Origin of the sequence: Marinobacter koreensis (genome assembly GCF_023156285.1) — a bacterium.
Classification (GTDB): Bacteria; Pseudomonadota; Gammaproteobacteria; order Pseudomonadales; family Oleiphilaceae; genus Marinobacter; species Marinobacter koreensis.
Genome location: NZ_JAKZAJ010000007.1, coordinates 1 through 22,841 on the forward strand (window position 1 = coordinate 1; position 22,841 = coordinate 22,841).

General features: G+C 56.9%; 18 protein-coding genes and 5 tRNA genes. All 23 read left to right on the forward strand.

All coding sequences use genetic code 11. The annotated features are described in order from the left end of the window. The first annotated feature begins 377 nt into the window (after positions 1–377). On the forward strand, positions 378–1,490 hold the full coding sequence (locus MLD04_RS16705; RefSeq protein WP_248160575.1) for a hypothetical protein: 1,113 nt from the start codon (positions 378–380) through the stop codon (positions 1,488–1,490). Between the two features lie 128 nt (positions 1,491–1,618). Beyond that, positions 1,619–2,578: a hypothetical protein gene (locus MLD04_RS16710; RefSeq protein WP_248160576.1), complete on the forward strand. Its 960-nt coding sequence runs from the start codon at positions 1,619–1,621 to the stop codon at positions 2,576–2,578. A gap of 41 nt (positions 2,579–2,619) precedes the next feature. Further along, on the forward strand, positions 2,620–3,132 hold the full coding sequence (locus MLD04_RS16715; protein WP_248160702.1) for a hypothetical protein: 513 nt from the start codon (positions 2,620–2,622) through the stop codon (positions 3,130–3,132). A 23-nt stretch (positions 3,133–3,155) separates the two neighbouring features. After that, the gene (locus MLD04_RS16720; RefSeq protein WP_248160577.1) at positions 3,156–5,534 is read left to right on the forward strand and encodes a DUF6160 family protein; all 2,379 of its coding nucleotides are present in this window, start codon (positions 3,156–3,158) and stop codon (positions 5,532–5,534) included. 95 nt (positions 5,535–5,629) lie between these two features. Continuing rightward, positions 5,630–6,595, forward strand: a complete 966-nt coding sequence (locus tag MLD04_RS16725) for a biotin--[acetyl-CoA-carboxylase] ligase (RefSeq protein WP_248160578.1) — start codon at positions 5,630–5,632, stop codon at positions 6,593–6,595. Then, a complete protein-coding gene (locus MLD04_RS16730; RefSeq protein WP_248160579.1) occupies positions 6,592–7,320 on the forward strand; it encodes a type III pantothenate kinase in 729 nt (242 codons plus the stop codon). The genes MLD04_RS16725 and MLD04_RS16730 overlap by 4 nt, the downstream gene beginning before the upstream one ends. Further along, complete coding sequence (locus MLD04_RS16735; protein ID WP_248160580.1) at positions 7,317–7,973, forward strand: hypothetical protein; 657 nt, start codon at positions 7,317–7,319, stop codon at positions 7,971–7,973. The genes MLD04_RS16730 and MLD04_RS16735 overlap by 4 nt, the downstream gene beginning before the upstream one ends. Positions 7,974–8,004: 31 nt before the next feature. Continuing rightward, positions 8,005–8,080 (forward strand) — tRNA-Thr (locus tag MLD04_RS16740). Positions 8,081–8,121: 41 nt separating this feature from the next. Then, a tRNA-Tyr gene (locus MLD04_RS16745) sits at positions 8,122–8,206 on the forward strand. Positions 8,207–8,216: 10 nt separating this feature from the next. Beyond that, a tRNA-Gly gene (locus MLD04_RS16750) sits at positions 8,217–8,291 on the forward strand. 12 nt (positions 8,292–8,303) lie between these two features. Then, positions 8,304–8,379: transfer RNA gene (locus tag MLD04_RS16755), tRNA-Thr, on the forward strand. A gap of 50 nt (positions 8,380–8,429) precedes the next feature. Continuing rightward, positions 8,430–9,626, forward strand: a complete 1,197-nt coding sequence (tuf, locus tag MLD04_RS16760) for an elongation factor Tu (protein ID WP_248160581.1) — start codon at positions 8,430–8,432, stop codon at positions 9,624–9,626. 44 nt (positions 9,627–9,670) lie between these two features. Beyond that, positions 9,671–9,746: transfer RNA gene (locus MLD04_RS16765), tRNA-Trp, on the forward strand. A 33-nt stretch (positions 9,747–9,779) separates the two neighbouring features. Beyond that, entirely contained in the window at positions 9,780–10,148 is a 369-nt protein-coding gene (gene secE / locus MLD04_RS16770) for a preprotein translocase subunit SecE (protein WP_248160582.1), read from the forward strand. A gap of 12 nt (positions 10,149–10,160) precedes the next feature. Further along, positions 10,161–10,694 (forward strand): transcription termination/antitermination protein NusG, encoded by a 534-nt coding sequence (nusG, locus tag MLD04_RS16775; RefSeq protein WP_008940661.1) that lies wholly within the window; start codon positions 10,161–10,163, stop codon positions 10,692–10,694. Positions 10,695–10,795: 101 nt separating this feature from the next. Further along, positions 10,796–11,227, forward strand: a complete 432-nt coding sequence (gene rplK / locus MLD04_RS16780; RefSeq protein ID WP_008940662.1) for a 50S ribosomal protein L11 — start codon at positions 10,796–10,798, stop codon at positions 11,225–11,227. Position 11,228: 1 nt separating this feature from the next. Next, positions 11,229–11,927 carry a 50S ribosomal protein L1 gene (gene rplA / locus MLD04_RS16785; RefSeq protein ID WP_248160583.1) on the forward strand — a complete coding sequence of 233 codons (699 nt, stop codon included), beginning with the start codon at positions 11,229–11,231 and terminating at the stop codon, positions 11,925–11,927. Positions 11,928–12,150: 223 nt separating this feature from the next. Further along, a complete protein-coding gene (gene rplJ, locus MLD04_RS16790; protein WP_248160584.1) occupies positions 12,151–12,681 on the forward strand; it encodes a 50S ribosomal protein L10 in 531 nt (176 codons plus the stop codon). 39 nt (positions 12,682–12,720) lie between these two features. Next, positions 12,721–13,098: a 50S ribosomal protein L7/L12 gene (gene rplL / locus MLD04_RS16795; protein WP_008940665.1), complete on the forward strand. Its 378-nt coding sequence runs from the start codon at positions 12,721–12,723 to the stop codon at positions 13,096–13,098. 241 nt (positions 13,099–13,339) lie between these two features. After that, entirely contained in the window at positions 13,340–17,416 is a 4,077-nt protein-coding gene (rpoB, locus tag MLD04_RS16800; protein ID WP_248160585.1) for a DNA-directed RNA polymerase subunit beta, read from the forward strand. A 76-nt stretch (positions 17,417–17,492) separates the two neighbouring features. After that, complete coding sequence (rpoC, locus tag MLD04_RS16805) at positions 17,493–21,707, forward strand: DNA-directed RNA polymerase subunit beta' (protein ID WP_248160586.1); 4,215 nt, start codon at positions 17,493–17,495, stop codon at positions 21,705–21,707. 167 nt (positions 21,708–21,874) lie between these two features. Then, on the forward strand, positions 21,875–22,249 hold the full coding sequence (gene rpsL, locus MLD04_RS16810; RefSeq protein WP_008174844.1) for a 30S ribosomal protein S12: 375 nt from the start codon (positions 21,875–21,877) through the stop codon (positions 22,247–22,249). Between the two features lie 116 nt (positions 22,250–22,365). Continuing rightward, the gene (gene rpsG, locus MLD04_RS16815; protein WP_008940668.1) at positions 22,366–22,836 is read left to right on the forward strand and encodes a 30S ribosomal protein S7; all 471 of its coding nucleotides are present in this window, start codon (positions 22,366–22,368) and stop codon (positions 22,834–22,836) included. Positions 22,837–22,841: the final 5 nt, after the last annotated feature.

The following is a 22,841-nucleotide window of genomic DNA, read 5'->3' on the forward strand; positions in this document are numbered from 1 at the left end:
CAGCGCCGATGGTAGTGTGGCATGGCCCATGCGAGAGTAGGTCATCGTCAGGCTCCTAACCCAAACCCCAGCATCTCAGATGCTGGGGTTTTTTATTGCCCGTCAGAAAGTTTTTCCAATTTCATGACGCTCCGCACAGTGACATTCTGTAATGAACGGTAACCTTGAAGATATAAACAAGATCGGATAAACGGCCCTTTATTGGCGAATCCGGCACTTCAGAGACACTCATCAGTCATTCAGACAAACCGCAAGATCAATAAGAAATGCGGTCGTTATGAGACGTGACTATGAGTAAAAATGGATTTTTTTGTCTTTTCCTCGCTGTCGCGAGCGCAGGCGCTTATGGTGATTTGCGTCCGATTACCGATCATCAGATGTCCGAGGTCACCGGGCAGGCCTTTGTCTCGGTGGACCGGCAATATCACCCCGATCCCAATAATTCGACAGCCTATACCCGTGTAAACCTCGGGATGGACATTGATATCCAGACCAACGTGGATGTTCTGGAAATGGGGCGATACGATCGGGCCGGGGAAAAGCCTGGAAGCTCCGATGTGTTGATCAAGGATTTCGCCCTCGGGTATATCAATAACCGGGCCTATTACGATGCCAACCCCAAGGCTCCTCGCACCTTCAAGCCTGACGGCAGTGCGTATGGCGAAGGGGAAATTGTGCCCTTCCACATCGATAATCCTTTCTTCGAGTTTGCCTACGACGAAACCTCCCAGGAAATTGTGGGTGTGCGCCTTGGCTTCGGTAAGTCTATGGGAGTTCTGTCAGGGAAAATCGAAACTCTCACGGGTAACGTCAATGTCGACATCATTGACCACGGTGAGGGGCTCTCCAGCGCGCAGTCCAGCGGCAACCTGTTCGACCAGTTGATCGTCCTCCTGACCCCGCTTCTGGAGGGCGGCAGTCCGTTGGAGACCAAGGCGAGACTCGTATACGGGGCCGACGGTGATCCGAATATTGGCTCACTGGATCCGGTTCGGGCGGAATATATCGGCGTACCCGATGGCGAAAAGTTCGTGCTCAAGGATGCCAGTGCTTTCACCCGTTGGTCCGTCAAAAACCTCATCGGATGGGGCTCCAGTTCGGAAATCGAAGTTCCGGGGTGTTCCTTCCTCAGTTGCCCTGGTGGCGACATCTATGTGTACGCAAAGGACTGCCTGGTCCTGGGTATCGACTCCTGTTTTGACCTCGATATCTATAACAGTTTTCCCATTGGTACGGTGGGTGAGAAAAACGGTGTCCGTGCGATCACCGGGCCTGCCGACGGAGCGTTTATCTCCTTCCAAACCAAGGATCTTGACTGGCTCAAGGATGTCAGCAAAACCGATATCACGCCGGAAGATTTCGTTCGGGCGACCGCCGGTGCCTTTTTTAACATCCCGAACGGAGCGACCGAAGTGAACCTCAACGAGGCGCTTTATGGAACCCAGCGATATCGCACCGAGTATATTGATCGGGGCAAGGGGCTGTTCTAGTGAGTAATGTCAGGGTGAGCTTACGATCAATAGTCGCTTCCGTCATTCCTGCACGCCTCCTCGCGTGTGTTCTGGTCCTGGTTTCGGTGCCAGCGGTGGCCGAACTCAAAGGGCTCTCAGAGGGAGAGATGGCCAGGATTGATGGTGCCGGATTGGGCCTGGTGTTTGAGAATTTCAAGTTTTCCCATGGAACCGACCAGCCTGATGCCAATGGTGAACAGGCCAGGATCTTCAGGATTTCGGGAATAAAGAGTACCGATGGGCGGGACGTCGATATCACCGTGAATCACCTCTACATTTCCGGTACCGGAAGCAACTACGGGGAGAATCTCAGCCCGGTGAATCTCGGGCGCCTGGCGAACCCATGGGAAATCGATGTCGTTGACGGCAATACCATCGGAGTGCCCGACAAGGCGGTGCTTCAATTTTCTGCGCCTTCACAGGTGGCGGCGGCCGAGGGTTATGACTGTTTCGGGGCCTCGGCATCCGCCGGTACGGGTACCTGTTCCAGTCGTCCGGCCACGGCGGACTATATTGGTGAGCGGGCGGATGTGGGTATCCAGATGAACGTCGCGGTGGGTGACGACCGTTCTGCCAACATCAATATCCATGCAAAGAGCGCGGTTATCGATGGCAGCTACCTCCGGCTGTGGGGGGACAATAACCGTCACCAGATGGTGGGGCAGTTCAAGCTGAACTTCTATTCGCCGGAAGTTTCCATAAATGCCTGCGCTCAGGACGGAAGTTCGTGCGGGTCGCGAATCATTCTGTCCAATTTTGCTCTGGAGCTGGCGCTCGGCAATGAGCTGCAGCCCATGCTGTTTGATGTGGATGGTTCCGGCAATTTCGTTGTCGAGATTGCGGCCATTCGGCAGCCAGCCTCTGGTGAGATCGGCGCGGATGGGTTGCGAAGCAGTAGCAACGCGGAAACCTGGGATTTCTACAATTCGTACTACACCAACCCGGATTACCGCAGCAATCTGTCCATCGGCAATTTCAGTGTGGCGGACCGTGACTTTGGTTCCGCCAGGGTTCAGGGAATGCTGATTCAGCATCTGAATATCCAGACGAAGGACCTTGCACAATGATTCGCCACCCAGGGACAGCAAAATACGGTTTGGCTCTCGCCATGTTGATCGCCTTGCCATCTCCGGTACGGGCGGAGTTGGCCAGTCTCGGGGATCAGGCACTCTCTGATGTGTCCGGTCAGGGCGGTATATACCTGTCCGGCGATGTCAGCATCAACGAGATGGGTGGTCCGGTCGAAAACTCTCACTTCGGACGTTGTGATGATGCCACCAGAAAGTGTGGTGCCCGGTTCGCCTGGCGGCTGAAGGAGACCGGCGGGTGGATGGTCCTTGATGATATACGCGGGAACTTTTCCTTTGAAGGACTCACCCTGCGTGTCCGGCATGTTGATTCCGGGTTTGGTGGCGACGGCGAGCTGTTTAATCGGGATGTCCTGGAGCTGGGGCTTCCGAACACCGTTCGTTTCAACGATGTCCGTTTCAAGATTGCAGCCAGCAATACGGCCCGCCCGACCGATCCGGGATTCCTCCAGACCGATATTTTCTCGGTTGAGATGCGGGGGGAGGTCGTCATGGAAGGCAATCTTCTGGTATTCCCGACGGGTAATCCATGAGTAGCCGGGGAGTTGGAGGACGAATGACGCGCCAAACGATCGTTGCAGGTCTGATCACGCTCTGGTTGCCGCTGCCGGTGTCCGCAGACCTCAAGCGGCTGGATGATAACGCCATGGCAGACATTCAGGGCCAAAGCGGGATTACCCTTGAAATGGATGTCGGGGTAAGCGCCGATCGGGTGTCCTATTACGATGATGGGCAGGGAGTGCACCTTGAAGGATTCAGGGTTGGTTCCTCCGTGACCCCGGACGCTCCGGCGCATCACGAGATCACCCTTGATGTGGGGCAGGACGCGTCCCTCAATCTCGAGTATCTGGTGGAAGACCGCCGGATCGAGTTCGGTGACGTCCGGCTGGCTGGCGCCCCCGATGTCAGTATGGGGGGGCTTTTCCTGGATCAGAGCCTCCAGGGTACTCTGACGATGAGGTCCGGTGGCGCGACGGGGCATGGCTATACCTTTGATACCGCCTACACCATGACCGGTGGTCGTCTTGGATACCGGACCAACGGTAACGAAGTCTTCCTCGACGATATTACCCTGACGGTTGAGGCGCTCGGTACAACGCTGGATGTCGTTGGTAATACGTTGACGTTGAACTCGCCGAGCGTGGTCGGGAGCCTGGATGTGGGAGCAATTCGCTACAGCGGGAATTCGCTTAACCATGGGCGCAGCACCGACGCATCCACCGGTGCCCTGCTGCCCAGTTATGGCGGGCTGAGTCTGGACTACGATCTTTCGTCCCGCACCGACCTGACTGCCGGCGGCCGTAGCGGTGAAGGGCTCCGTATCGATCATGAAACCACCATCCATTCGGCCAGTTTTCTGTATCGGGACGATGCCCATACCCTGGCATTGCGGGACATGAGTGGCCGTTATCAGATCAGCGACCTGCGTCTGGACGTCGACCATGACTGGAAGGGGCGGCCGGCCCTGGCATTAACGTTGGGTACTCTGGAGGGCGACCTGCACATTGGCGCCATAGAAATGGGAGCCAACGGAAAGAGTGTCGGGCAGGTAAACGTCAGCTTCCTGTTCAAGGATCAGGTGTTTAACGGTCGAACCTATACCAACGCCGTGTACCTGCAGGGCGGCGGGCATCCTGATGCTGGTCCGCAAGGCTTGCGCATGGCCGCAGAGTGGAGTCTCAGCCTCGCGGACCTGAGTTATACCGAGGATGGCAACCGGGTCATTTTCAGTGGTTTGCAGTCCTGGGGACAGGGTGACATTACGGTCAATGTTACCCGGGATGAAACCCGAAACGGCACCCGGTTCTATGACGGGCTCAGAATTGGCTTTGATGGAGTAAAAGCCGGCTATCGGATCAACGGACTGAAAGTGGGCGATGAGAATGCACCTTTGCAGGGCGGGACCGAACTGCTCCTGGCCCTGGGCTTCTATCCGGCTTACGAGTTCGAGATGGACGGCCACATCACACTGGCACCGGGCGGTGCAACGGGAGAGGGGCTGACCGTGAATTCGGATATCCAGCTGCACAACGGCAAGGCTGCCGTGATCGCTGCGCCATACGATGAAGGCAGCGGTGACATCCCCCAGAAGGGGCTCTGGCTGACGGAGGTCGAATACGACGGCCACGTTCGGGAAATGACGCTGGATGTCACGGATGAGGGCCTGATCCTGGGAACGGGCGAATCCTGGAGCACTATGGACATTGGCAATGTCCGGGTTGGTGATAAAAGCAGTGGCGGCAGTTTTGGTCGTCTGGTGCTTCAGAAATTCGAAAAGGGCAGCACCATGACCATTGTCCCGGGTGGCGCGGGAGATGTGTGCGCCGGGGGTGTTGGATCGAGTGCATCCGCGTGCGCGGCCTCCGGAGGAATCTGGCAGCAGCGGGGCGACGAGGGTATCACGATCCGTCTGAAGCAATTGCTCGCACCGGCCGATGGTTCCGGCAGAAAGAATGCCATTGCCTGGGAAACCAATCGTTCTTCGGATGGATCGGGCAACGCGGTGAACGGCACCGGCACCCAGTTGGTGCTGAATGACATCTATACCAGTGACGGCGGCGATTTTGACGGCGATGGTCGAGACGACAACACTTTCGGTATCCGCACAGATCTGTCGGTGGACGTTTACCAGACCAAGGTCGTCAAGAAAACCGACGGTGCCGACTCGCTCGGAGTCACCGGTAACCGCGGCGATGAAAAAATCATGGATTCGTCCGTTGCGCAGGGATACCGCTATGTGGCTAATCCGACGCCGGATGAAATTCTTGATCGGCCACTCGGCTTTGCCGTCAAGGCGGAATCCCGGTTCAAGGAGCTGTCGATCAACCGCGTTGATCTGGTGCACCCGGTGGGAGGGCCACAGACGGCAATTTACGGCATCAAGATGCAGAATTTCGATATCAAAGCCAATCTGACGGCGACGCCGATCCCCTGATCGAGGTCGCCACCCCAGCCCCGGTGACTTTGTATTTTCTGCCCCGCTGGTGTTTAATCCGGCCTGATCCTTCCTCTCAGGCCGGTGACTACTTCATGAAATCCAAAGCGTTGCTCAATCTTCTCAGGGATGGCGAGGTCCATTCCGGTGAGTCCCTTGCCGAACAGCTGGGCGTCAGTCGGACTGCCGTGTGGAAGCAGGTTCGCAAGGCGATGGAGGATGGTTGCGACATTGCGACCATTCGGGGGCGAGGGTATCAGCTGCTAAGCCCGGTGGACCTGCTGGATGAGGGTGAGATCGTGCAGGGGCTCGATGCCCAGGTCCGATCGGCGGTTCACCTGTCCGTGCAGGATGAAGTCGACTCCACTAACGCCGAGGTTTTGCGGCTGTGGCAGTCGGGTTCGCCCGGAGTGCCGGTGTGCATCGCAGATTGCCAGACGGCCGGTCGGGGGCGCCGGGGACGTGCCTGGCAGAGTCCCCGGGGTGAAAATCTCTATTTGAGCATGGGGTTGACCTTTCATGGTGGTTTTTCGGTCCTGGACGGCCTGAGCCTGGTACTGGGTGTGGGCGTCGCCAATGCTCTCGAAACGCTGGGCGCCCGGGACATTGGTCTCAAGTGGCCAAACGACATCTTTCTCCCCGGCGGCAAACTCGGCGGTATCCTCGTTGAACTTCAGGGAGAGCTTCAAGAGGGCGTAGTTCAGGTGATCGTTGGCATCGGGATCAATGTGCACATGGCGCAGGCTCCAGGTGTGGATCAACCCTGGGCAAGCCTGGATAGCACATTCCCGGGACAGGTGTGGGCCCGAAACCGGCTGGCGTCGTCATTGATCAACGCTGTCATGGATGTTGCGGCCCTGTTCGCGGAAGAGGGGTTCAAGGTCTTTCGGGCTCCCTGGCAAGCCCGGGACATCTTCGAGGGGCAACTCCTCAGGGCTCGTGAGGGGAAGCTTGAAGGGATTGGCGCGGGCATTGATGAGGCCGGCAATTACCTCCTGAAGACGAACGAAGGTACCGTCCCGGTCCGGGCCGGCGAAATCAGTCTAAGGGTGACGGAATGAGGTTGCTGATCGATGCCGGAAATACCCGGCTGAAGTGGCGGCTGGCAACCGGAGATGCGGTGGTTGCCGAGGGGCTGGGAGCATTTGACGATGATCTCCTGAGTGGGTTTCCCGCGACGAGTCGGGTTCGCCGGATTTCGGTGTCGACTGTGGCGGCTGAGCCCAGGCGCCAGGCTCTGACCGAATACCTTGAAGCGCGTTTCTCGATACCTGTCGCCTACCATTGGGCCGAGTCCGGTCGTGGCGGGCTGGTCAACGCCTATGAGGATCCCCGGCGCATGGGTGCCGACCGATGGCACGCGATGTACGCAGCGTGGATCGAGACACGTCGCGGGTTTGTTGTGGTGGATGCGGGCAGCGCCATCACGGTGGATTTTGTCGATGACGCCGGACGCCATATTGGCGGCTACATACTGCCCGGGGTTCAAATGATGCTGCGTAGCCTGAAAACCGATGCCGCCCGAATCCTGTTTGATGGCACGCCGGCCTCCGATTCAGCGCCTGGCACGACTACCGGAGAATGCGTCCATCATGGCGTATCCTGGATGCTGCAGTCGGCGACAGAGCGCGTGCTGACCGATGCTGAACAGATGGGTATCCAGCGTGTCATCGTGACAGGCGGTGATGCTGGTTTTCTGCTCCAGTTGGGGCTCAAGGCTGATTATCGCCCCGACCTTGTGCTTGACGGCCTCGCGGCCATCGATGCCGAGGATCTGGCGCTGTGAGATGGGTTGCAGCCTTCCTTTTATCTCTTATTGTGCTGGTCTGGTATCTGTCCGGTGCCTTGCAGCCACCCCGGCGCTCGACGGAGCCGGTTACCGGAACGCTTCCGCGAGTGGCCAGCCTGAAACCTTCCTCCAAAGCCGATCCGGTGCCTGAGTCCGCCCAACCCCGGTGTGTGCGTATTGGCTGGATTGATACACAGCAGAAGGCTGAGGCGCTGATTGCGGCGGTCCCTCTTCTGCGGCACTGGGAGCCAGTGGTGTCGGAGGTCGTGCGGGAACTGCCGCCGCTGCACTGGGTGATCATCCCTCCGCAGCCCAGGGAGATTGCTCTACGGCAGTTCCGGGACATTCAGCGTCGTGGCATTGATTCCTATCTGGTGACCGAAGGCGAGTACCGGAATGCCATTTCACTGGGGCTGTTCGAGTCTCTGGCGTCCGCCAGAACCGTGCTTGAAGAAAAAAAACGTCAGAATCTCAATGCGGTACTAGCCAATTACGACCGAAATCAGATAAGCTACGCGCTCGATTTTGAGGCGGATCCGGATCTCGTAGAAGAGACGGTTCAGGCAGTATCCTCGGAATCTGGTCGCGATTTCGATTTCGTCGAAATTCACCCTTGCGAGGGTGTTGCAACGCCAGAAAAAAATCCGTAGTATACCGCCCTCGCTGACGAGGCGAATGTGAGCTGGCGTAGCTCAGTTGGTAGAGCAGCTGACTTGTAATCAGCAGGTCGGGGGTTCGATTCCGTCCGCCAGCTCCACTTTTAGTTTTGAGCAAATTCGCGGTTTGCGGATTTGTGCGGGAGGGGTTCCCGAGTGGCCAAAGGGATCAGACTGTAAATCTGACGGCATCGCCTTCGCAGGTTCGAATCCTGCCCCCTCCACCACTAATTGCTCGCGGGCATCGTATAGTGGCTATTACCTCAGCCTTCCAAGCTGATGACGCGGGTTCGATTCCCGCTGCCCGCTCCAATTTGTTTGAATGCTCATGTAGCTCAGTTGGTAGAGCACACCCTTGGTAAGGGTGAGGTCGGCGGTTCAAATCCGCCCATGAGCTCCATTTTTATCCGGTCAACGTTACGGTCCAGGTTGATTAGGGGAGTTGGTCAAATGTCCAAAGAAAAATTTGAGCGTAGTAAACCGCACGTAAACGTGGGCACCATTGGTCACGTTGACCATGGTAAGACCACTCTGACGGCGGCACTGACCCGTGTATGTCACGAAGTGTGGGGTACAGGTTCTGCGAGTGCGTTTGACCAGATCGATAACGCACCGGAAGAGAAGGCGCGTGGTATCACCATCGCGACTTCCCACGTTGAGTACGATTCTCCGACCCGTCACTACGCCCACGTAGACTGCCCGGGCCACGCTGACTATGTGAAGAACATGATCACTGGTGCGGCGCAGATGGACGGCGCGATCCTGGTTTGCTCCGCAGCTGACGGCCCCATGCCGCAGACTCGCGAGCACATCCTGCTGTCCCGTCAGGTTGGCGTACCTTACATCGTTGTGTTCCTGAACAAGGCCGACATGGTCGACGACGAAGAGCTGCTGGAACTGGTCGAGATGGAAGTTCGCGACCTGCTGAGCCAGTACGACTTCCCGGGCGACGACACTCCGATCATTACCGGTTCTGCGCTGATGGCGCTGGAAGGTAAGGACGACAACGAAATGGGTACTACCGCTGTGAAGAAGCTGGTAGAAGCCCTGGACGACTACATCCCTGAGCCGGAGCGTGCGATCGATCAGCCGTTCCTGATGCCGATTGAGGACGTTTTCTCCATTTCCGGTCGTGGTACGGTTGTAACCGGTCGTGTTGAGCGTGGCATCATCAAGGTTGGTGACGAAGTGGAGATTGTTGGTATCAAGGATACCGTCAAGACCACTTGTACCGGTGTTGAGATGTTCCGCAAGCTGCTGGACGAAGGCCGTGCTGGTGAGAACGTTGGCGTTCTGCTGCGTGGTACCAAGCGTGACGACGTTGAGCGTGGTCAGGTTCTGGCGGTTCCGGGCTCCATCACTCCGCACACCAAGTTCGAGTGCGAAGTGTACGTACTGAGCAAGGAAGAAGGCGGTCGTCATACTCCGTTCTTCAAGGGCTACCGTCCGCAGTTCTACTTCCGTACCACTGACGTGACTGGCTCTTGCGAGCTGCCGGAAGGCGTTGAGATGGTAATGCCGGGTGACAACGTGAAGATGAGTGTTACCCTGATCGCTCCGATCGCCATGGAAGATGGTCTGCGCTTCGCGATTCGCGAAGGCGGCCGTACCGTTGGTGCCGGCGTGGTCTCCAAGATCATCGAGTGACCCCAGGGTCACTCGATTGTAGTTGCACTGAGTTGTTTCGGTGCAGGCCAGTAGCTCAATTGGCAGAGCAGCGGTCTCCAAAACCGCAGGTTGGGGGTTCGATTCCCTCCTGGCCTGCCATTTTTTAACATCCGGATACATAAGCTGATTCCTATGGAGTCAAAAGCCGTTCAGTCAGCCAGCCGTTTCGATATTGCGAAGTGGCTGGTTGTTTTTGTTCTGATTGCCGCCGGTGTGGTGGGTAATCAGTATTTCAGTGCCGAATCTCTTCTTTATCGTGTTCTGGCTCTCGTAGGTCTCGGTATTGTGGCGGCTCTCGTTGCACTGCAGACAGGCCGTGGGCGTCGATTTGCGACACTGCTGAAAGAGGCACGGGTCGAAATCCGGAAGGTGGTATGGCCCACCCGGCCAGAGCTCGTCCAGACAACGTTGATTGTCGTGGTTTTTGTGCTCGTGGTTGCGCTGATTTTGTGGGGTATGGATTCCCTGATCAGTTGGTTGGTCGCCGGGTTTATTGGTTAACAGGAGTGGGCAATGGCTAAGCGCTGGTACGTGGTTCATGCGTATTCTGGCTTTGAGAAGCACGTAATGCGCACTCTGAAGGAGCGCGTTGCGCTCAACGGCATGGAAGACAAGTTCGGCGAGATCCTGGTCCCGACCGAAGAAGTTGTCGAAATGCGCGATGGCAAAAAGCGCAAGAGTGAGCGCAAGTTCTATCCGGGATACGTACTCGTCCAGATGGAAATGGACGATGGTACATGGCACCTTGTGAAGAATACCCCGCGGGTTCTTGGCTTTATCGGCGGTACCAAGGATAAGCCTGCGCCGATTACCGAACGTGAGGCTGAGGCCATTCTCCGTCGTGTTGAGAGTGGTGCCGATAAGCCCAAGCCGAAAACCCTGTTCGAGCCGGGTGAGATTGTTCGGGTCGTTGAAGGGCCGTTCGCGGACTTCAATGGCGTCGTGGAAGAAGTCGACTACGACAAGAGTCGAGTCAAGGTGGCCGTTCTGATTTTCGGTCGCTCAACTCCGGTGGAGCTGGAGTTCGGGCAGGTCGAGAAAGACTGACGGGCCATCAAAACCAGGAAAGCTCGCGCGCTCAGGCGACGCGGGCTTTTTGTGTCTGAGTTGGGGAGCCGAGAGGCGTTCGAACCCATAGGAGATATATCATGGCAAAGAAGATCGAAGCGTATATCAAGCTTCAGGTTGCTGCCGGACAGGCCAACCCGAGTCCCCCCGTTGGTCCGGCCCTCGGTCAGCGTGGTGTTAATATCATGGAATTCTGCAAGGCGTTCAATGCCCAGACACAGGGCATGGAGCCGGGTCTGCCGATTCCGACTGTTATCACTGTGTACAGTGATCGCAGCTTTACCTTCATTACCAAGACTCCGCCTGCACCGGTTCTGCTGAAGAAAGCGGCCGGTATCAAGAGCGGTTCTGGTCGTCCGAACACCGACAAGGTTGGCACGGTCACCCGTGAGCAGCTGGAAGAGATCGCGAAGACCAAGGAGCCGGATCTGACTGCAGCCGATATGGATGCAGCTGTTCGTACCATTGCCGGAACTGCCCGCAGTATGGGCCTGAACGTGGAGGGCCTCTGAAATGGCAAAGTTGAGCAAGCGTCAGAAGCTGATTCGTGAAAAGGTTGACTCCACTCGCGCCTATTCCGTTGACGAAGCGGTTGCGCTGTTGGCCGAACTGGGCCAGAGCGTGAAGTTCAAGGAATCTGTGGATGTTGCCGTGAACCTGGGCGTCGATGCCCGGAAATCCGATCAGGTTGTTCGGAGCAGCACCGTGCTGCCGCACGGCACTGGTAAAAGCGTTCGTGTCGCCGTCTTTACTCAGGGTGCGAACGCAGAGAAGGCCACAGCGGCCGGTGCGGACATCGTTGGTATGGATGATCTCGCCGACGAGGTCAAAAAGGGCAACATGGATTTCGATGTGGTTATCGCCACTCCGGACGCGATGCGAGTCGTTGGTCAGCTGGGTCAGATTCTTGGTCCTCGTGGCCTGATGCCTAACCCGAAAGTGGGTACGGTGACTCCGGATGTCGAAACCGCTGTGAAAAACGCGAAAGCGGGTCAGGTGCGCTACCGGACTGATAAGAACGGTATTATCCACGCACCGCTGGGTAACATTGAATTCTCTGCACAGAACATCAAGGAAAACCTTGAAGCTCTAGTTGCGGATCTGAAAAAGGCCAAGCCTGCGTCATCGAAAGGTGTGTATCTCAAGAAGATCACCATTTCTTCGACCATGGGTCCTGGCCTGACTATCGATCAGAGCGGTCTCGCTATCTGATCCTTTGATCGGTGGTTACTTTGTAGTCTGGGCGGAAGCCAAGGCTGTCAAAGACCGCAGGCCCCCGAAGCCTTCCTGTTTGTCGGGAAGGCTGCAAGGGTTAAAGCAACGCCTGCGCAGACGGTGTGACGACGTTCTCTCTGAACCCAAACACCGTTAAGGCGCCCGAAAGGGCAATGATGGGTTTGCCGGCAACAAGCTGGCGAAATCGAGGAGAAAACCAGTGGCAATTAGACTCGAAGACAAGAAAGCGATCGTCGCTGAAGTCAACGAGACTGCTGGTACTGCTCTGTCTGTGGTTTTGGCTGACTATCGCGGTGTCACCTCCGGTGATATGACCGCGCTTCGTGCCAAGGCTCGTGCCGAGAACGTGCATCTGAAGGTTGTTCGTAACAACCTGGCAAAGATCGCCATTCGCGGTACCGAGTTCGAGTGCATTGACGAAGCTCTGGTTGGTCCGACCATCCTCGCGTTTTCTATGGAAGATCCCGGTGCGGCAGCGCGTCTGCTGAAGGATTTTGCCAAAGGAAACGAAGCGTTCGAAATCAAAGGTCTGGCTGTCGGCGGTGAGCTGATGGGCGCAGATCAAATCGATCGCCTTGCCACGCTGCCGACGCTGCACGAAGCGTTGACCAAGCTGGCCGTGGTTACACAGGCACCAGTTACCAAGCTCGCACGCAGCCTGAACGATATTCCGGGTCGGGTTACGCGTGTCGTAGCGGCAGTTCGCGACCAGAAGCGGGACGCTGCTTGATTCTGTTGAACACCATTTTTATATTTTTGGGAGAAAGTCATGGCTCTGTCTAAAGACGATATTTTGAATGCAATTGCTGAAATGAGCGTAATGGAAGTTGTTGAGCTCGTTGAAGCTATGGAAGAGAAGTTCGGCGTTTCTGCAGAAGCTGCCGTTGCTGCTGCTCCGGCCGCTGCCGGCGGTGAAGCTGCTGCTGCCGAAGAGAAGACCGAATTTGACGTTGTTCTGACCGGCGCTGGTGAGAAGAAAGTTAACGTCATCAAGGCTGTTCGTGAACTGACCGGCCTGGGTCTGAAAGAAGCGAAAGAAATGGTTGACGGTGCTCCGTCTACCGTTAAGGAAGCTGCTTCCAAGGACGACGCCGAAGAAGCCAAGAAGAAGCTCGAGGAAGCAGGCGCTTCTGTTGAGCTTAAGTAAGAGTCGGCTGTTGATCGACACCGTGCATTAAGCATGGACGGGCTGGTGGCTTTGCGCCACCGGCCTTTTTCTGTTGTATATGCTATAGAGTCTGGTGTGCAATTACAGGTTGATGTCAGTTCTATAACCTACAGCCAGAGTCTTGTTCAAGACGGCGCGATAAGCCGAGCAATTCGGCCCCGAAGCAGAAAAATGGTTGCTTCTTGATACCAGGTATCAGGTCTAAAGCTGGGGAATGCAGATGACTTACTCCTACACTGAGAAAAAGCGGATTCGCAAAGATTTTAGTAAATTGCCTTCCGTGATGGACGTCCCCTATTTGCTGTCTATTCAGCTGGATTCGTTCCGGGACTTCCTTCAAATGGAAGCCGCTCCTGAAGACCGCCGGGAAACCGGTCTTCACGCAGCATTCAAATCCGTATTCCCGATTGTCAGTTACTCTGGCAACGCCGCGCTCGAGTACGTGAGCTATCGTATTGGTGAGCCGGTATTTGACGTCAAGGAATGCCAGCTTAGGGGCGTAACCTATGCAGCGCCGCTGCGCGTGAAAGTCCGCCTTATCATTTACGATAAGGAGTCGTCCAACAAGGCGATCAAGGACATCAAAGAGCAAGAAGTCTACATGGGCGAGATGCCCCTGATGACTGAAAACGGTACCTTCGTTATCAACGGTACCGAGCGTGTTATCGTTTCCCAGCTCCATCGTTCACCCGGCGTATTTTTCGATCACGACAAGGGCAAGACCCACTCATCCGGAAAACTGTTGTATTCCGCTCGGGTGATTCCCTACCGTGGTTCCTGGCTGGACTTCGAGTTCGATCCGAAAGACTGCGTCTTCGTCCGTATCGACCGTCGACGCAAGTTGCCGGCGTCTATTCTGCTGCGTGGCCTCGGCTATACCTCCGAGCAGATGCTGGACATGTTCTTCGACACCAGTAAGTTCGCCATCGGAGCGGAAACCTGTCAGCTGGAACTGGTTCCGAGTCGACTGCGGGGTGACATTGCCACCTTCGATATCAAGGATCCGGATGGCAATGTAATTGTCGAGGAAGGTCGTCGGATCACGGCGCGTCATATCAAGCAGCTCGAAAAGGCCGGCATCAACCAGCTGGAAGTGCCGACCGAGTATCTGTACGGCCGTGTCCTGGCCAAGGATATGATTGACGAATCGACCGGTGAAGTGCTGGTCGAGTGTAACACCGAGCTGACCGAGGAAGTGGTTACCAAGATCCTCGATGCCGGTGTGAAGGAAATTGAAACCCTGTATACCAACGACCTCGACTGCGGTCCGTTCATGTCGGATACCCTGCGTATCGATCCGACCCGTACGCCGCTGGAAGCGCTCGTTGAGATCTACCGTATGATGCGCCCGGGCGAGCCGCCCACGAAAGAATCTGCGGAGAATCTGTTCCACAACCTGTTCTTCTCTGACGAACGCTACGATCTGTCTGCGGTTGGCCGGATGAAGCTCAACCGGCGCCTCGGACGTGAGGAGAGCACCGGTGAGGGCACTCTGACCAACGAGGACATCATCGACGTACTGCGTACCCTGATCAATATCCGTAACGGGCAGGGTAACGTTGACGATATCGATAACCTGGGCAACCGTCGCGTTCGTTGTGTTGGTGAAATGGCGGAAAACCAGTTCCGTGTCGGTCTCGTGCGTGTTGAGCGGGCTGTGCGTGAGCGCTTGAGCCTGGCCGAAAGTGAAGGCCTGATGCCTCAGGACCTGATCAATGCCAAGCCGGTTGCAGCGGCGGTCAAAGAGTTTTTCGGTTCCAGTCAGCTGTCACAGTTCATGGACCAGAACAACCCGCTGTCCGAGGTCACTCACAAACGTCGTATCTCGGCCTTGGGGCCAGGCGGTCTGACCCGTGAGCGTGCCGGCTTCGAGGTACGGGACGTACACCCGACGCATTATGGCCGGGTATGTCCGATCGAGACGCCGGAAGGCCCGAACATCGGTCTGATTAACTCACTGGCGACCTATGCCCGTTCCAACTCCTACGGCTTCCTTGAAAGCCCGTACCGGAAGGTGGTCGATGGCGTCGTGACCGACGAACTGGTGTACCTCTCCGCCATCGAAGAGAGCAACTATGTGATCGCCCAGGCCAGTGCGGCCACGGACGAGAGCAAGCGTCTGACGGATGAGCTGGTTACCGTTCGGCACCAGAACGAATTCACCGTGGCTCCGCCGGAGTCGGTGAACTTCATGGACGTATCTCCGCGCCAGGTGGTGTCGGTTGCTGCTTCGCTGATTCCGTTCCTTGAGCACGACGACGCCAACCGGGCCCTGATGGGCGCCAACATGCAACGTCAGGCCGTTCCGACGCTGAAGTCGCAGGTACCGCTGGTCGGTACCGGTGTTGAGCGTACCGTGGCACAGGACTCCGGTGTGTGTGTGACAGCGCGTCGAGGCGGGGTTATCGAGAGCGTGGATGCGGCCCGTATCGTGGTTCGTGTCAACGATCAGGAAACCGCGGCAGGTGACGCCGGTGTGGATATCTATAACCTCACCAAATACACCCGCTCGAACCAGAATACCTGCATCAACCAGCGTTCGATCGTGCGTCAGGGCGACGTGATCGCGCGGGGTGACGTCCTGGCAGACGGTCCGTCCGTGGATCTGGGTGAGCTGGCGCTGGGGCAGAACATGCGCATCGCATTCATGCCCTGGAACGGTTACAACTTTGAGGACTCGATCCTCATCTCCGAAAAAGTGGTTCAGGAAGACCGGCTGACCACGATCCACATTCAGGAACTGACCTGTGTGGCTCGGGACACCAAGCTGGGCAGCGAAGAAATCACGGCGGATATCCCCAACGTCGGTGAAAGCGCGCTCTCCAAACTGGATGAGTCCGGTATCGTCTATATCGGCGCTGAAGTCGGCCCGGGCGATATCCTCGTTGGTAAGGTAACGCCGAAGGGCGAGACCCAGCTGACCCCGGAAGAGAAGCTGCTGAGGGCCATCTTTGGTGAGAAGGCGTCCGATGTGAAGGACACCTCCTCCCGTGTCCCGACTGGCACCCGTGGCACCGTTATCGACGTGCAGGTCTTTACCCGCGATGGTATCGAGAAGGATCAGCGGGCCCAGTCCATCGAGAAAGAGCAGCTGGACCAGTACCGCAAGGATCTGAAGGATGAGTACCGCATCGTCGAAGGCGCGACCTTCGAGCGTCTGATGAACGCCCTGAAAGGTCAGGAAGTCATCAGCGGTCCGGGACTGAAAAAGGGCGCTGCCCTGGAAGAGGCTTATCTGGCGGAACTGCCGCGCTCTGATTGGTTCAAGCTGCGGATGAAGGACGAAGCCCTGAACGAGCTGCTCGAAAAGTCCGAGCAGGGTCTGGAAGACCGGAAGAAGGAGCACGAAGCTCGCTTTGAGGACAAGAAGTCCAAGCTTCAGCAGGGCGATGACCTGGCGCCGGGCGTGTTGAAGATCGTCAAGGTTTACCTCGCCATCAAGCGTCGTATTCAGCCGGGTGACAAGATGGCCGGCCGTCACGGGAACAAAGGTGTTATCTCCGCGGTCATGCCCATAGAGGATATGCCCTATGACGAGCATGGCACTACCGTGGATATCGTCCTGAACCCGCTGGGCGTACCGTCGCGGATGAACGTTGGTCAGGTCCTGGAGACGCACCTCGGTGCGGCTGCGAAGGGTCTGGGTGAGAAGATCAGCCGGATGCTGGACGAGCAACGCAAGATTGCGGAGCTGCGCCAGCTGCTGGATGAGATCTACAACCACTCGGATGAGGTCTTCAAGGTCGATCTGGATTCCCTGAATGACAAGGAAATCCTCGAGCTCTGCAACAACCTCCGCTCAGGTGTACCGATGGCAACGCCGGTATTCGACGGCGCCAAGGAAGCCGAGGTGAAGCGGATGCTGGAATTGGCGGACATGGATACCAGTGGTCAGGTGACACTGTACGATGGCCGTACTGGCGATAAATTCGATCGTCCGGTGACTGTCGGCTACATGTACATTCTGAAGCTGAACCACCTGATCGACGACAAGATGCACGCTCGTTCCACTGGCTCCTACAGCCTGGTTACCCAGCAGCCGCTGGGTGGTAAGGCCCAGTTTGGTGGTCAGCGGTTCGGTGAGATGGAAGTGTGGGCCCTCGAGGCCTACGGCGCAGCCTATACGCTTCAGGAAATGCTCACCGTCAAGTCGGACGACGTCAACGGTCGGACCAAGATGTACAAGAACATTGTCGATGGCGACCATCGCATGGAGCCGGGCATGCCCGAATCCTTCAACGTTCTTGTCAAGGAGATCCGCTCGCTGGGTATCGACATCGAGCTGGAATCCGAGTGAGCCGAATTGTTTTTGGCAGCGTGAGCGGGCACCGTGTGTGCCCGCCCGAGATTAACGCCATCCGGAGCTTTTACTGATGAAAGATTTGCTGAATCTTCTCAAGAGCCAGAATCAGAGCAAGGAATTTGACGCCATCCGTATCGGCCTGGCGTCGCCTGACATGATTCGTTCATGGTCTTTTGGCGAGGTGAAAAAGCCTGAGACCATCAATTACCGTACCTTCAAGCCGGAGCGTGACGGTCTTTTCTGTGCCAAGATTTTCGGCCCGATCAAGGACTATGAGTGTCTCTGTGGCAAGTACAAGCGCCTCAAGCATCGCGGTGTAATCTGCGAAAAGTGTGGTGTTGAGGTTGCCCTTGCGAGCGTTCGCCGTGAGCGCATGGGTCACATCGAGCTGGCCAGCCCCGTTGCTCACATCTGGTTCCTGAAGTCACTGCCGTCCCGTATCGGTCTGATGCTGGACATGACCCTGCGTGATATCGAGCGGGTCCTGTACTTCGAATCCTTTATTGTGATCGACCCGGGCATGACCACCCTTGAAAAGGGTCAGCTGCTCAATGATGAGCAGTACTACGAAGCCCTCGAAGAGTTTGGCGACGAATTCGACGCCCGTATGGGTGCCGAGGCCGTCAAACAGCTCCTCGAAGATATTGATCTGCAGGCCGAAGTAGATGCGCTGCGTGAAGAGATTCCGCAGACCAATTCTGAAACCAAGATCAAGAAATTCAGCAAGCGACTGAAGATTCTCGAGGCGTTCCTGTACTCCGGCAACAAGCCGGGCGACATGGTCATGACCGTGCTGCCGGTACTTCCGCCGGATCTGCGTCCGCTGGTGCCTCTGGACGGTGGCCGCTTCGCGACTTCTGACCTGAACGATCTGTACCGCCGTGTGATCAACCGGAACAATCGTCTCAAGCGCCTGCTGGAGCTGAACGCTCCGGATATCATCGTGCGCAACGAGAAGCGGATGCTCCAGGAAGCAGTCGACGCGCTGCTGGACAACGGTCGTCGTGGCCGTGCCATCACCGGCACCAACAAGCGTCCGCTGAAGTCCCTGGCTGACATGATCAAGGGTAAGCAGGGTCGTTTCCGTCAGAATCTCCTTGGTAAGCGTGTGGACTATTCCGGTCGTTCGGTGATCGTGGTTGGTCCGTACCTGCGTCTGCACCAGTGCGGTCTGCCCAAGAAGATGGCGCTGGAACTGTTCAAACCGTTCATTTTCTCCAAGCTTGAGCACCGTGGCCTGGCGACCACCATCAAGGCCGCCAAGAAGATGGTCGAGCGTGAGGAAGGCGTGGTCTGGGACATCCTGGACGAAGTCATCCGTGAGCATCCGATCATGCTGAACCGTGCGCCGACGCTGCACCGTCTGGGTATCCAGGCGTTTGAGCCGGTTCTGATCGAAGGCAAGGCGATCCAGCTGCATCCGTTGGTGTGTGCGGCCTACAACGCCGACTTCGACGGTGACCAGATGGCGGTTCACGTACCGCTGACCCTGGAAGCGCAGCTCGAAGCCCGTGCGTTGATGATGTCCACCAACAACGTGCTGTCGCCCGCCAACGGCGAGCCGATCATTGTGCCGTCCCAGGACGTGGTACTTGGCCTTTACTACATGACCCGTGAGCGTGAGAGCGCGCTGGGTGAGGGCATGGTCTTCTCCGACGTGAAAGAGGCCCATCGTGCCTATGGCGCCGGTAAAGTGGACCTGCAGGCCAAGGTCAAGGTCCGGGTCAAGCAGGTTGTGATCGAGGAAGATGGCTCGCGTACGGAGAGCTACAGCATCGTCGACACGACCGTCGGCCGTGCGCTGTTGTTCGACATTGTGCCGGACGGCCTTCCGTTCGAATTGGTCAACAAACCGATGGTGAAGAAGGCGATTTCGGCGCTGATCAACACCTGTTATCGGGATGCCGGTCTGAAGGATACGGTTATCTTTGCAGACCAGCTGATGTACATGGGTTACCACTACGCGACCCGCTCTGGCATCTCTATCGGTTTCAACGATTTCGAGATTCCGCCGGAAAAATACGAGATGGTCGATGCCGCCACCGAAGAGGTGAAGGACATCGAGAACCAGTACGCGTCCGGTCTGCTGACCCAGGGCGAAAAGTACAACAAGGTGATCGATATCTGGTCCCGGGCCAACGACAAGGTCTCCAAGGCCATGATGGAGCGGCTGGCGAAAGAGCAGGTGATCGGGCCTGATGGTAAGCCGGTGAAGGGCGAAGATGGCGAAGACCTGATGCAGGAATCGTTCAACTCCGTCTACATGATGGCCGACTCCGGAGCGCGGGGTTCTGCTGCCCAGATTCGTCAGCTGGCCGGTATGCGTGGCCTGATGGCCAAGCCGGATGGCTCTATCATCGAAACGCCGATCACCGCGAACTTCCGCGAGGGTCTGAACGTACTCCAGTACTTCATCTCGACCCACGGTGCTCGTAAGGGTCTGGCGGATACGGCTCTGAAGACGGCGAACTCGGGTTATCTGACCCGTCGTCTGGTGGACGTCTCCCAGGATCTGGTCGTGACCGAAGAGGATTGTGGTACCGACGAAGGCCTGCTGATGACGCCGCATATCGAGGGTGGTGACGTCGTTGTGCCGCTCGGTGACCGTGTTCTCGGTCGTGTAACCGCGCGTGATGTCTTTACTCCGACGGATAAAGAGAACGCGGTTGTCCCCGAGGGTACTCTGCTGGATGAGAAGACCATCGAGATGATCGAGCGGGCCGGTGTGGACGAAGTCTGGGTTCGCTCTGCGATTACCTGTGACACCCGCTACGGCATCTGTTCCAAGTGTTACGGTCGTGATCTCGCCCGAGGCCATCAGGTGAACGTCGGCGAAGCGGTGGGTGTTATCGCTGCCCAGTCTATCGGTGAGCCAGGTACCCAGCTGACGATGCGGACCTTCCACATCGGTGGTGCGGCCAGCCGGGCATCTGCGGTTGACAATATTCAGGTCAAGCATGGCGGTACGGTCCGTCTGCACAACCTGAAGTCCATCGAGAAGAGCGACGGCTCCCTGGTTGTGGTATCACGCTCGTCTGCACTGGCGATCGCAGATGATCAGGGTCGTGAGCGCGAGTGGTACAAGCTGCCTTATGGCGCGGTTCTGTCCGTTAAAAACGGTGATGCCGTCGAGGCGGGCGTCGTGGTGGCCAAGTGGGATCCCCATACCCACCCGATCATCGCCGAAGCCGAAGGTGTGGCCAAGTTCGTCAACATGGAGCAGGGCATTACTGTCCGTACCCAGACCGACGAGCTCACCGGTCTGTCCACCATGGAAGTGATCGATCCGAAGGATCGTCCTGCGGCTGGTAAAGACATCCGGCCGGCGATCCAGCTCCTGGATGAGTCCGGCAATGATGTCGAACTGCCGGGTGGTGCGACTGCAATGTACTTCATGCCGGCCAATGCCCTGGTCACCATGGCCAACGGTGCCAGGGTCGAGCTGGGTGATGTGGTTGCGCGGATTCCGCAGGAAAGCTCCAAGACCCGGGATATTACCGGTGGTCTGCCGCGGGTTGCCGACCTGTTCGAAGCCCGTCGTCCGAAGGAGTCTTCGATCCTTGCGGAAATCAGCGGTACGGTTTCCTTTGGTAAAGAGACCAAGGGCAAGAAGCGTCTGGTGATCACTCCGAAGGATGGCGATGCTTATGAAGTGCTGATTCCGAAGCACCGTCAGCTCAACGTCTTCGAGGGTGAAACCGTTGAGAAGGGCGAGGTGATTTCCGACGGTCCGTCCAACCCGCACGACATTCTGCGTTTGCTGGGTGTTGTTGAACTGGCGAAGTACATCACCAACGAGATTCAGGACGTCTATCGTCTGCAGGGTGTTGTCATCAACGATAAACATATCGAGGTTATCGTTCGCCAGATGCTGCGCAAGGTTGAAATTACGGATCCGGGCGACACCACGCTTCTGTCCGGCGACCAGGTTGAGATTACCCAGGTACTGGAGGAGAACGAGAAAGCCGACGCCGCCGACAAAGAGCCGGCGAAGTTCGAGCGCTTGCTGCTGGGTATTACCAAAGCATCGCTTGCAACTGAGTCGTTCATCTCGGCTGCCTCCTTCCAGGAGACTACCCGGGTTCTCACCGAGGGTGCTGTTACCGGTAAGCGTGATTACCTGCGCGGTCTGAAAGAAAACGTGGTGGTGGGCCGTCTGATTCCGGCCGGTACCGGCCTGGCCTATCACAGCGAGCGTCGTCGCAAGCGTGAACTGGAAGAGCAGGGCGTGACTGCGGCAGACGTTGAAGAGGCTCTGAGCGCAGAGCTCAACCGCGAAAGCTGAGTTGAGCGTGTAACCACCCTCCGGGTAGATACGTACCCGGAGGGTGGTTAAAAAGACATCAGTCTCCTTGACTGATATGGGGTGCAGGCTTACACTTGCGTCCCTTAAATTTTACCCCCTGTCTAGGGGGTAAGTTTCATTGGTATGGTTTTTTGGAGTTTGCTTACATGGCAACGATTAATCAGTTGGTGCGTAAGCCTCGTAAGCGCAAGGTAGCCAAGAGCGACGTTCCCGCGCTCCAGGCCTGTCCTCAGCGCCGTGGTGTCTGCACTCGTGTGTACACCACAACGCCGAAGAAGCCGAACTCAGCACTTCGTAAAGTGTGCCGTGTTCGTCTGACCAACGGCTACGAGGTTTCCTCATACATTGGTGGTGAAGGTCACAACCTTCAGGAGCACAGTGTTGTGCTGATCCGTGGCGGTCGAGTAAAAGACCTTCCGGGTGTGCGCTATCACACTGTTCGCGGAACGCTGGACACCCAGGGTGTGCAGAACCGTAAGCAGGGCCGCTCCAAGTACGGTGCAAAACGACCCAAGTCCTGATGTCCCACGCGGGTGTCTTTTATCGTTGCTTGTCAGAACGGTAAGAGTAAGGCTGAGTAGCAGATGGCTATCTCAGGGGTTCCTGAAGACCTTTTAGATATATTAAGGGCTTATCGATGCCTAGAAGAAGAGTTGCAGCTAAACGGGAAATTATTCCCGATCCCAAATTCGGCAGTGCACGTCTTGCCAAGTTCATCAACCACGTGATGGAAAGCGGCAAGAAATCCGTTGCAGAGCGCATTGTTTATGGCGCGCTCGATATCGTCGCCGACAAATCCAAGGAAGAGCCGCTCGAGATGTTCGAGAAGGCACTGGAGAACATTCAGCCGATGGTCGAGGTTAAATCCCGTCGGGTGGGTGGTGCTACGTACCAGGTGCCTGTAGAGGTGCGGCCTTCCCGTCAGAACGCGCTGGCTATGCGCTGGCTCGTTGAATTTTCCCGGAAGCGCGGTGAGAAGTCCATGGCGCAGCGTCTGGCAGGCGAAATCCTTGACGCCGCAGACAGCAAAGGTGCCGCTGTGAAGAAGCGTGAAGACGTGCACCGCATGGCAGAAGCCAACAAGGCGTTCTCTCACTTCCGTTTCTAATCAGC